General features: G+C 67.3%; 9 protein-coding genes. All 9 read left to right on the top strand.

The features are described 5' to 3' along the window. Positions 1-1,230, top strand: a complete 1,230-nt coding sequence (locus M4D77_RS07095; RefSeq protein ID WP_259935866.1) for a glucose-1-phosphate adenylyltransferase family protein — start codon at positions 1-3, stop codon at positions 1,228-1,230. Beyond that, a complete protein-coding gene (locus M4D77_RS07090; protein ID WP_396266540.1) occupies positions 1,227-2,906 on the top strand; it encodes a phospho-sugar mutase in 1,680 nt (559 codons plus the stop codon). Before M4D77_RS07095 ends, M4D77_RS07090 begins: the two co-directional genes overlap by 4 nt. Positions 2,907-2,924: 18 nt before the next feature. Continuing rightward, the gene (locus M4D77_RS07085) at positions 2,925-3,356 is read left to right on the top strand and encodes a helix-turn-helix transcriptional regulator (RefSeq protein ID WP_259935865.1); all 432 of its coding nucleotides are present in this window, start codon (positions 2,925-2,927) and stop codon (positions 3,354-3,356) included. 19 nt (positions 3,357-3,375) lie between these two features. Beyond that, complete coding sequence (locus tag M4D77_RS07080; RefSeq protein ID WP_259935864.1) at positions 3,376-3,786, top strand: VOC family protein; 411 nt, start codon at positions 3,376-3,378, stop codon at positions 3,784-3,786. Positions 3,787-3,992: 206 nt separating this feature from the next. Further along, positions 3,993-6,401, top strand: coding sequence for an excinuclease ABC subunit UvrA (locus M4D77_RS07075; protein ID WP_259935863.1), 2,409 nt, complete (start codon positions 3,993-3,995; stop codon positions 6,399-6,401). Between the two features lie 559 nt (positions 6,402-6,960). Further along, positions 6,961-8,232, top strand: coding sequence for a reverse transcriptase family protein (locus M4D77_RS07070; RefSeq protein ID WP_259935862.1), 1,272 nt, complete (start codon positions 6,961-6,963; stop codon positions 8,230-8,232). A gap of 134 nt (positions 8,233-8,366) precedes the next feature. After that, positions 8,367-8,816 (top strand): globin domain-containing protein, encoded by a 450-nt coding sequence (locus M4D77_RS07065; protein WP_159370792.1) that lies wholly within the window; start codon positions 8,367-8,369, stop codon positions 8,814-8,816. Between the two features lie 211 nt (positions 8,817-9,027). Then, positions 9,028-10,293 (top strand): glycosyltransferase 87 family protein, encoded by a 1,266-nt coding sequence (locus tag M4D77_RS07060; protein WP_259935861.1) that lies wholly within the window; start codon positions 9,028-9,030, stop codon positions 10,291-10,293. A 100-nt stretch (positions 10,294-10,393) separates the two neighbouring features. Continuing rightward, entirely contained in the window at positions 10,394-11,809 is a 1,416-nt protein-coding gene (locus M4D77_RS07055) for a cytochrome P450 (protein ID WP_259935860.1), read from the top strand. Positions 11,810-11,917 lie beyond the last annotated feature (108 nt).

Below are 11,917 nucleotides of genomic sequence, written 5' to 3'. Positions count from 1 at the left end.
ATGCGGTATTCGGAGGTTCTCGCGATCGTGCAGGCCGGTGGACGTGGTTCGCGGATGGAGGTGCTGACCGATCGGCGGGCGAAACCCGCGTTGCCGTTCGCGGGCAACTATCAGCTCATCGACTTCCCGCTCTCCAACCTGCACCACAGTCACATCGACGACGTGTGGTTGTGCGTGCAGTACGAGGCCGAGACCATCACCCAGATCGTGGCGGGTGGCCGTCCCTGGGATCTGGACCGCACGAGCGGCGGGTTGCGCGTGGTGATGCCGGAGCAGACCGACGCCCCGGAAACCGAAGACGGCTTCGCGACCGGCAACGCCGACCTGCTGTATCGCATCCGCGGCCGCATCGCCGCCCACGCACCGGCCGAGGTCATCGTCATGAGCGCCGACCACGTCTACGACTTCGACTTCCGCGACGCCATCGAGACCCACCGCCGCCATGGCGCCGAATGCACTGTGGTCACCACGACGTGTCCGCTCGACGAGGCCGCGCAGCACGCCACCGTGAAAGCCCGCCGCGACGGGACCGTCCGCGAGTTCCGCTACAAACCCGAACGCGCCACCACGCGCACGATCGCCACCGAGATCTTCGTCTACGACCCGGCCGTGCTCATCGAGGGCCTCGAGTACCTGGAGAGCCGGACGACCGAGGGATCCCCGAAGGACGACACCGGCCTGGGCGACTTCGGCGAACACCTGGTGCCCTGGTTCGTCGACCGCGGCAAGACGGTGGCCCACGCGATGCCGGGGTACTGGATCGACGCCGGCCGTCCCGAGACCTACCTGCAGGCGCACCGCGACCTCATCTCCGGGTCCCTCGACGTCTTCCGCGCCGACCGGCCGATCCTCACCAACCAGCCGCAGCGCCCGGCCGCGCGTATCGAGACCGGGGCGGTCGTCGAGGGCAGTCTCGTCAGCAGCGGCGCCCACGTGCACGGAACGGTCCGACGCAGCGTTCTCGGACCGGGGGTGGTCGTCGAAAAAGGTGCGGTCGTGGCCGATTCGGTGATCTTCGGCGACGTTGTCATCGGCGCCGGCGCGTCGGTCGCATGGTCTGTCCTCGACGAACGGGTGCGCGTCGGCCCGAACGCGGTGATCGGCGGGCACCCGCGGACACGGCCGGTCCCGACCGAGAAGATCACGTTGGTCGGGATGGATACGCAGATCCTGCGCGGTGCCCGGGTGGCATTGGGAGACCGCGTCGAGCCGGGTCGCCGCATCCGGTGACCCGGGCCGACCTGTTCGCGACCGCGCGGCACTGGCGGGACCACGATCCGGACCCGTCGACCCGAGCCGTGCTGACCGATCTGATCGACGCGGCCGTGACCGGTGACGTCGCCGCCGCCGACGATCTCGCGGCCCGCTTCCACGGACCGCTGACCTTCGGCACCGCCGGCCTGCGCGGCGAGGTCGGTGCGGGCGAGTCACGGATGAACGTCGCCGTGGTCACCCGCGCCACGGCCGGTGTCGCGCGGTATCTGCTCGGCACGGTCGGTCCCGACGCGCGTGTCGTGGTCGGGTGCGACGCCCGGCACGGATCGGCCGAGTTCTTCGACGCGGCAACCGAAGTGCTTGCGGCGCAGGGGCTCACGGTGTTCGCGCTGCCACCCTGGTTGCCGACGCCGGTCACCGCTCATGCGACGCGTGCGCTCAACTGCGACGCCGGGGTGATGATCACCGCCTCGCACAACCCACCGGCCGACAACGGTTACAAGGTGTATCTCGGCGGCCGTGCCACCGACGATGCGGGCAGGGGAGTGCAGATCATCTCCCCGGCCGACGCCGACATCGCGGACCGGATCGCGCAGGCGCCGCCCGCTGACGAAGTGTCCCGCGACCCCGCGGCGGTCATCCACCTCGACGACGAGACCGTGCGGACCTATGTCGAGCGCACCGCGCGGCTTCGACCCGGCGGCGGCCCGTCGCCGGTGCGCGTCGTACTGACGCCGATGCACGGGGTCGGGGGTACGGTCGCTCGGGATGTGTTGCGGGCTGCGGGAATCGGCGACATCCACGTGGTGGCGGCGCAGTTCGCTCCCGATCCCGACTTCCCGACCGTGCCGTTCCCGAACCCGGAGGAGCCCGGTGCCCTCGACCTCGCGCTCGATCTCGCACGCGACGTCGGCGCGAACGTCGTGATCGCCCTCGACCCCGACGCCGACCGCTGCTCGGTGGCGACGGTCGGTCCCGATGGGCAGTGGCGACAGCTGACCGGCGACGAGATCGGCGCGCTGCTGGGGGAGCAGGCGGCACGGGATGCGACGCGCCCCGGTGACACCCTGGCGTGTTCGATCGTGTCGAGCCGGCTGCTCGGCCGGATCGCCGCGGACCACGGGCTGCGGTTCGCCGCGACGCTCACCGGCTTCAAGTGGATCGCCCGGACTTCCGGCCTGCGTTTCGGTTACGAGGAGGCGATCGGCTACTGCACTGACCCCGACACCGTCCGCGACAAGGACGGCATCGGTGCGATGGTCCGGGTCATCTCCCTCGTCGAGGAACTCGGGAGGGATGGCCGCACGCTGACCGACGAGCTCGACCGGCTCGCCCGTCGCCACGGCCTGCATGCCACCGCACCGTTGACGATCCGCGTCGAGGACACCGCGCTGATCGGCGAGATGATGCAGCGCCTGCGTTCGTCACCGATCGAACGACTGGCCGGCTCGCCGGTGGTGGAGAACCGCGACCTGGCACATGGATCCGCTGATCTCCCGCCGACCGACGGCGTCCTGGTGCGGACGGCCGCCGACGACCGCGTCGTCGTGCGTCCCTCCGGCACCGAGCCGAAGCTGAAGTGCTATCTCGAAGTCGTCCTCGACTGCTCGGACGGCGCCGTACCGCGGGACGAGGCCGCACGCCGTCTCGACGCCCTCGGTGCGGACATCTCGGCGGTGCTCGAGGTCTGAGCGCACTACGATCAATCCGTGCCGCGAACCGATTCCGATCAGCGCCTGCGCGACCTGACCCTGCTGCGTCAGGTCCGCGACCGGATCGACCGCGAGTACGCGCAGCCGCTCGACGTCGAGGCGCTCGCGCGCGGGGTGAACATGTCGGCCGGTCACCTGAGCCGCAAGTTTCGCCGGACCTACGGCGAATCGCCTTACTCGTACTTGATGACTCGCCGCATCGAACGGGCGATGACGCTGCTGCGGCGCGGCGACCTGACCGTCACCGAGGTCTGCTTCGAGGTGGGCTGCTCGTCGTTGGGCACCTTCAGCACCCGGTTCACCGAACTCGTGGGGGTCCCGCCGACGGTCTATCGCGAACAGTCGGCCGACGCGACGGACGGGATACCGGCGTGCCTGGCGAAGAACATCACGAGACCGATCAGGAATCGAGAAGCACAGCGCGGGTGAGACTGCCTAGCCTGATCCCATGAACATCACGATCCAGTACACCTTCCTCCCACACACCGATGGCGACGCCGCCCTGGGCTTCTACCGCGACCTCCTCGGTTTCGAACTCCGCAAGGATGTCGGCTACGAGGGCATGCGGTGGCTGACCGTCGGCCCGCCCGGACAACCGGGCACGTCGATCGTCCTGCATCCGCCGGCTGCCGATCCCGGTATCTCCGAGGAGGAACGCCAGACGATCCTCGAGTTGATCGCCAAGGGGAGTTACGGCGCGCTGACGCTGGCAACCGACGACCTCGACGGGCTGTTCGACAAGTTGCAGTCAAGCGGCGTCGACATCATGCAGGAGCCGATGGATCAGCCGTACGGCGTTCGCGACGCCGCCGTTCGTGACCCGGCGGGCAACCTCATCCGTATCGACCAGGCCGGCTGAGAGATGTGCGGACCCGGTCGATACCCGCCCCCGGAAGCACTCGGCGCGGTCGTCGACCGACAACACCCCGCGCCGGCGCCCGCCACCCTGGTTAGATCGACCGGGAGTCCGCGCACCGACCTCGTGGCAACGGACCTCCGGAATGACACGAGCACCCCGAACGCCGACGACCGCCCGCCCGCGGTCGCCACATTGATGGAGAGACGATGAGCCGAACAGCCACCCGTCCCGCACGGAAGGTCGACGCCGTGCGGGCCGACGGCATCCACCCCGCCGACACGCACGACATCATCCGCGTCCACGGCGCCCGGGAGAACAACCTCAAGGACGTCAGCGTCGATCTGCCGAAGCGTCGGCTGACGGTCTTCACCGGGGTGTCGGGTTCCGGGAAGAGCTCACTGGTCTTCAGCACCATCGCCGCGGAATCCCAGCGGCTCATCAACGAGACGTACAGCGCGTTCGTCCAGGGCTTCATGCCGTCGATGGCTCGTCCGGACGTCGACATCCTGGAGGGTCTGACGACGGCGATCATCGTCGATCAGGAGCGGATGGGTGCCAACGTCCGGTCGACCGTCGGCACGGCCACCGACGCCAACGCGATGCTGCGTATCCTGTTCAGTCGCTTGGGAACTCCGCACATCGGATCGCCGCAGGCGTTCTCGTTCAACGTCGCCTCGATCAGCGGGGCGGGTGCGGTGACCATCGAGAAGGGCGGGCAGAAGGTCAAGGAGCGTCGGAGCTTCTCCATCACCGGCGGGATGTGCCCGCGATGCGAGGGACGTGGCGACGTCTCCGACTTCGACCTCACCGCACTCTACGACTCGTCGAAGTCGCTCAACGAGGGCGCGCTGACGATCCCCGGCTACTCGATGGACGGCTGGTACGGCCGGATCTACCGCGGCTGCGGCTTCTTCGACCCCGACAAGCCGATCGCGAAGTACACCAAGAAGCAACTCAACGACCTGCTCTACAAAGAGCCCACCAAGATCAAGGTCGAGGGCATCAACATCACCTTCGAGGGTCTGATCCCGAAGATCCAGAAGTCGATGTTGAGCAAGGACCGTGAGGCGATGCAGCCGCACATCCGTGCCTTCGTCGACCGGGCGATCACCTTCGCGAAGTGCCCGGACTGTGAGGGCACCCGCCTCACCGCCGAGACCCGTTCGTCGAAGATCAAGGGCATCAGCATCGCCGACGCATGCGCGATGCAGATCAGCGATCTCGCCGAGTGGGTGGCCGAACTCGACGATCCGTCCGCGGCCCCGCTGATCACCGCGCTGCGAGACCACCTCAACGCGTTCGTCGACATCGGACTCGGCTACCTGTCCCTGGAACGCCCGGCCGGCACTCTGTCCGGCGGAGAGGCGCAGCGCACCAAGCTGATCCGGCATCTCGGTTCGTCGCTGACCGACGTGACCTATGTGTTCGACGAGCCGTCGATCGGTCTGCACCCGCACGACATCACTCGGATGAACGATCTGCTGCGCGCGTTGCGGGACAAGGGCAACACGGTGCTGGTGGTCGAGCACAAGCCGGAGGTGATCGCGATCGCCGACCGCGTCGTCGACATCGGCCCGGGAGCGGGCACCGACGGCGGCACGATCGTGTTCGAAGGGACCGTCGACGAACTGCGTGCCGCGGACACGCTCACCGGGCGCCACCTGGAGGACCGCGCCGCCGTCAAGAACGAGGTCCGCACGCCCAGTGGCCATCTCGAGGTCCGCGGGGCCGATGCCAACAATCTGCGCGATGTCGACGTCGACATCCCGCTCGGTGTGCTGGTCGTGCTCACCGGCGTTGCGGGCTCGGGCAAGAGTTCGTTGATCAACTCGACGGTCGCCAAGGAGGACGGGGTCGTCTCCATCGACCAGAGCGCCATCAAGGGGTCGCGGCGTTCCAATCCGGCGACCTACACCGGTCTGCTCGAGCCGATCCGCAAGGCGTTCGCCAAGGCCAACGGCGTGAAACCCGCCTTGTTCAGCGCGAACTCGGAGGGCGCCTGCCCCAACTGCAACGGTGCGGGTGTCGTCTACTCCGACCTCGCGATGATGGCCGGCGTCGCCGCGCCCTGCGAGGTGTGCGAGGGCAAGCGATTCCAGGCCGAGGTGCTCGACTTCACCTTCGGCGGCCGCAATATCAGCGAAGTGCTCGAGATGTCCGTCGCCCAGGCGGAGGCCTTCTTCGCCGACGGCGACGCCAAACTCCCGTCAGCACACAAGATCCTGCACCGGATGGTCGACGTCGGGCTCGGCTACATCAAGGTCGGTCAACCGCTGACCACCCTGTCCGGCGGCGAACGCCAGCGCCTGAAGTTGGCCAGTCACATGGGGGAGAAGGGCGACGTCTACATCCTCGACGAGCCCACCACCGGCCTCCACCTCGCCGACGTGGAACAGCTCCTCGGGCTGCTCGACCGTCTCGTCGACTCCGGAAAGTCGGTGATCGTCATCGAGCACCATCAGGCCGTGATGGCCCACGCCGACTGGATCATCGACCTCGGCCCGGGCGCCGGCCACGACGGCGGCCGGATCGTCTTCGAGGGCACGCCCGCCGATATCGTCGCCGACCGATCGACCCTCACCGGTGAGCACCTCGCCGAGTACGTCGGTGCCTGACACCGGGGATCCCGAACCACAAAACTGCTGGTCACATGCCAGAGGAGCAGAAGGATCTGAGCGATCTTGGCGTTGACAACTCCCGTACCCTCTGCTCCCTGAGGTGCGAGGAGCGATAGCGACGAGCCTCGAAGGGTCCAGCAACCAGGCCCCCCCAACCGACAGACTTCAACTCGACCTATGGACTTCGATCGAGGTCTACCGGTCGAGTTGAAGTCTGTCGGTCAACAAGGGAGTAGGTTCGCGCGAGACAACACAATCGACGCAGCGCTGCTGGCCCTTTCACTACCGCACCCCTCGTGACGCTCTGCCGCGCGAACGACGAACGTCCCCGACGGTGTCAGACGCCCGTGGCACAATGTCGGTTGATGAACGACGGGCGAGGTGAGAGTGGATCGTCGCGATCCGTCTCAGGGGTAACCCCTGGGTGCACTTCACAGCTGGTTCCTGCGTCCGACGCCGGCGCGCACGCTGCACGTGCCACACGGCGCCGCTGCTCAGTTCTGGTCACCCCATCCGTCGTTCATCATCACGTCAGCCCACGACGCGACACGGCGCCGTGACCGAACCGTTCCTGCAACCGCATGAGGCAGCGGAAGTCGCTGCGGCCTTCTCGCGCACGTATACCGCCTGGACGTGGCCGGAGATCCTGGCGGCAGTGAGAGCGGTCCTGCCCGCTGAGGTCACCTCCGAAGTCGCCGCCCGCATCATCGAACTCTCGCCTCACGAACCGCGACATCCCGCGACCGTGATGATCCAGGCCCTCGCGCCGTGGACCCACCCGGCACCCGTCGCCGCTCAACCCGTCGTCGTGCACGAACCACGTTCCGCGGGAACGGTGTCCGACGCTCTGCCCGATCTCTACGATGTCGAGCAGTTCGCGCACTGGCTCGACTTCACCGTGCCCGAGCTCGAATGGTTCGCCGACCGCGGCCAATGGCTACGAACGGCGCGCCCGCCGTTGCGTCACTACCGAATCTGGCGGCGTGAGAAGCGGGACGGTGTCCGGGTCATCGAAGCTCCGAAACCCCGTATGCGCGAGACGCAACGGCGCCTGCTGCGACGGTTGATTGAGCGCATTCCGGCCCATCCCGCGGCGCGCGGCTTCATACCCGGGTCGTCACCGGCTGCTTTCGCCTGGCCGCACACGGACCGTCCCGTGGTACTGCGCGTCGACCTCCGGCATTGCTTCGAGACGATCACCGTACCGCGCGTCCGAGCAGTGTTCCGGCAGGCCGGCTACCCGCCGCACATCGCCCGCCTGCTCGCCGAATTGTGCACCACAGCAACGCCTGTGGACGAACTCCGCGGTATCGATCACACGCACGCGGCACTCCTTCGGGAACGACACCTGCCGCAAGGTGCGCCGACCTCGCCGCATCTGGCGAATCTCGTGATGCGGCCGCTCGATCGGCGGCTCGACGGGTACGCCCGCCGTCACGGCCTCCGATACACCCGCTACGGCGACGACCTCGCGATCTCGGGCGACGCGATGAACGCCGACCGCGTGCTGTGGACGGTGCTCCGCATCGTCGAAGACGAGCGATTCACCGTGCACCCGGAGAAGGTCCGGATCATGCACAGCCATCAGCGCCAACACCTCGCCGGTCTCGTCGTCAACGACCGTCCGCAGGTCGCCCGATCCGACTACGACAACCTGCGAGCCCTGCTCCACAACGCCCGCCGGCACGGGGCGTCGTCGCAGAATCGCGACGAGCACCCGGATTTCCGTTCACACGTCTACGGGCTCATCGCGTGGATGGGTGCGACGGGGGAGACGCGCCGACGCCGGTTGTTGGACATGGCCCGCACGGTCGACTGGGACAGCTGAAAACCTCTGAGAACGGACCAAACGCCCGAACAATCCCGAACCTCACACCGGCTGCGGTTCGCTGTGAGACCACTGTTACCTCGGCCTTCCCCGCAGCGCGCCCAGTCGCAATGCCGGTGGACCAAGGTCCGTGCATGGACAAACAACTGCTCGAACGCAGCCTGGCACTCGTCGACCTTCCCGACGCGGGCCTCACCGTTCGCTTCTACGAGATCCTGTTCGACCGCTATCCCACCGTTCGCGCCATGTTCGGCCGCGACACCAGGGCCCAGGCCGAGATGTTGCGCAGCGCCGTCGCCTCGGTCGTGGAGCATCTCGACGACGCCGAGTGGCTGACGACGACTCTGCACGCGTTGGGGCGGCGACACGCCGGTCTCGGCGTCACCCGACCGATGTACACGGCGGTCGCGGAATGCATGATCGCCGCGATGAGTGAGATCGGCGGCGAGTCTTGGACCCCGGCCATGACGCTGGCCTGGGACCGCGCACTCGGCGCGGTCGCGACGATCATGCTCGACGGCTATCCGGACGACGGCGTGGTCGACATCATGCCGGCAGATCGACGCAAACCCGGAGCTGCCTGACCCGCCCTTCACCCGATCCCGGCGACGCCCGATCACTTCGACTCGCCACGGTCCCATCGACCGACCCCACCGGAGAATGCTCGACCACCCTTCGACCGTCGACGACCGACGAGTCCACGTGCGACCCGCACCGCCCGACTACACGGCCACGGCCCGGCCACCCTGAATCGCACGCCCTCCGCGATACGATCCCGCTCGGAAGTGAGGGCTCGTGACTGCTGCTGTAAACCCGCGACGTGCGCTGGATCGATACCTGGGATCAGCCTGGGCCCGGTGGGCGACACTCGCCGTCTTCCTCATCAGTTCGGCGGTCGCCATCGTCGTGCTGCCGAACCAACCGCCGGCCCCGTATCGCATCGATTTCGACGTCTACCGCATGGGCGGACGGGTCCTGCTCGACGGCGGCGACCTGTACGGCATCCTGCCCCGACTCGCGGAAGGCTCGTACCTCCCGTTCACGTATCCACCGCTTGCCGCAGCGCTGTTCTCGATCTTCACGGTCGTCCCACTCGGCCTCGGTCAGGCCCTGTTCACCGCGATCTCCATCGGCTGCCTGCTGGTGGTGTGCCGCATCGTCCTGTCCTGCCTCGTCGAGCGGCCTGCTCACCAGTTGTGGTGGCTCGCAACGGCCGCCGCGACGGTCGGCCTCTGGCTCGAACCCGTCCGCGACACCCTCAACTTCGGACAGATCAACATCGTGCTGATGACGCTCGTCGTCGTCGACGTACTGCTGGGCCGCGGCAAGTGGTGGAACGGGCTGCTCGTCGGACTCGCCATCTCGATCAAGCTCACCCCCGCGGTCTTCCTGTTGTTCTTCCTCGTCCGCCGGAACTGGCGCGCACTCGGCGTGGCCGCGGCGTCGGCGGTCGCCTACGCCGGTCTCGGCCATCTCCTGACACCGAACGACTCGCGCACCTACTGGACATCGACCCTCTTCGACACAGACCGCATCGGGAGTCCGCACTTCGCGAACAACCAGTCGATCAAGGGTGAGCTCGGCACCGAGACCGACGTCGCGTGGTTCCTCGTCTCGCTGATCGTCGGCCTGTTCATCGCCTGGGTCGCGTGGCGTCTGCTGTCGGTTGGACCGGCAGGTCCACAGCCGTCCGGGCCGCGCGACGTCGCGGCACTGATGGCAGTCGCGTTCGCCGCGCTGTACTGCTCGCCGGTCGCCTGGGACCACAGCTGGGTCTGGGTGGTCCCGCTGCTTATCCTGCTGACCTTCCTCGCGACCACGCCCGCGGCGTCGGCGATGTGGTGGTGGCTCGTCGGTTCCGGGCTCGTCATCTTCGCCGTCGCGCCGCATCAGCGAATCCCGCAGCGGTACGACGCCGAGTTGTCCTGGGTCTGGTGGCAGCATCTCGTCGGGTCGTCGTTCCTGCTCTGGGGTCTGGCGGTGCTGGTCGCGCTGGGGGTCTCGGGGCCCCGGGTGCTGACCTCCCGACGGTCGGCCGACACGCTCGCACAACCTGCGTGAACACCCCGTCTGCACACTCCCCTTGAAACAGACGCTAAAATCCGTTCCAATGGTGCATAGTGATGTAACGCACATCGGAACAACGGGGAGTGGCAGGTTCATGACGAGTCGGAAAAAGCAGATCCAGAGCGTGCTGGCGAAGGCGAGCAGCATGTACCCGAGCTCGGAACGCCCGCTGGCCGAGCCACCCGCCGGGTCGGACCTCAAGCCGGTGATGGGCGATCCGGGGATTCCGTACCTCGGCAACACTCTCGAAGCACTGGTCGACCCGCTGAAGACGGCGATGGAGCGCTTCGAGCGCTACGGCCAGGTCTCGTGGTCGGGCGCGCTGGGCATGAACATGGTCACGCTCGTCGGTCCGGATGCAATCGAAGCCGTCTGGATGAACCGAAAGAAGGCGTTCTCCAGCGAGCTCGGCTGGGAACCGATGATCGGCCCGTTCTTCCGCCGGGGCGTCATGCTGATGGATTTCGACGAGCACATGCAGCACCGCCGGATCATGCAGCAGGCGTTCAGCCGGCCGCGCCTGACCGGCTACCTCGACATCATGACCCCGCACATCGAGAAGACCCTCGCCAACTGGGAGGTCGGCAACGGCTTCAAGATGTACTCCCGCACCAAGGACCTCACGCTGTCGCTGGCGACCGAGGTGTTCATGGGTGCTCACGTCAGCGAGTCCGAGGCGCACCGCCTCGAGCACGCCTTCGAGGCAGCCGTGCGTGGCGGCCAGGCGATCGTGCGCAAGGACGTCGGCAACTGGACCTGGGCGCAGGGACTCCGCGGCCGCGAGGCGCTGCAGGAGTACTTCCGCTCCGAGATCCCGCTGCGTCGCGGCAACGACGCCGACGATCTCTTCAGCGTTCTCTGTAATGCCGAGAGCGACGAGGGTGAGACGTTCTCCGACGAGGACATCGTCAACCACATGATCTTCGTGATGATGGCTGCACACGACACCAGCACCATCGCGCTGTCGATGATGACCTACTTCCTCGGCAAGCACCCCGAGTGGCAGCAGCGTCTGCGCGAGGAGTCCCTGGCCCTCGACAAGCCGACGATCGACTACGACGACGTCGACAAGCTCCCCAGCATGGAGCTGGCCTTCAAGGAGACGCTGCGCCTCAATGCGCCGGTCGGCATGCTCTTCCGGATGGCGATCGAGGACACCGAGATCTGCGGTCACTACATCCCGAAGGGCACGCTGCTCGGCATCCACCCGTGGGCGACGATGCTGCGCAAGGAATGGTGGCCCAACCCCACCCACTTCGACCCCGAACGCTTCTCGCCCGAACGCCGCGAGGACAAGGTCCACCGCTTCGCATGGGCGCCCTTCGGCGGCGGCGCACACAAATGCATCGGCCTGTATTTCGGTGGCATGGAAGTGAAGTCGATCCTGCACCAGATGCTCCAGCGCTTCGAGTGGGACGTCCCGGCCGGTTACCGCCCGGAACTCACCTACGGCACCGGTCCGACCCCCGCCGACGGCCTCCCGATCAACCTGCGGCACCGCAAGATCTGAGCGCTACCCCCTGCTCCCTGAGGTGCAAGGAGCGATGCCGACAGCCCTCTGCTCCCTGAGGTGCGAGGAGCGATAGCCGCCGGGCCGAGCAAGCGACGAAGGAGCGCG

Origin of the sequence: Gordonia sp. p3-SID1431 (assembly GCF_025143765.1) — a bacterium.
GTDB classification, from domain to species: Bacteria; Actinomycetota; Actinomycetes; order Mycobacteriales; family Mycobacteriaceae; genus Gordonia; species Gordonia hongkongensis.
This window is presented reverse-complemented; position numbering and strand designations above follow the sequence as displayed.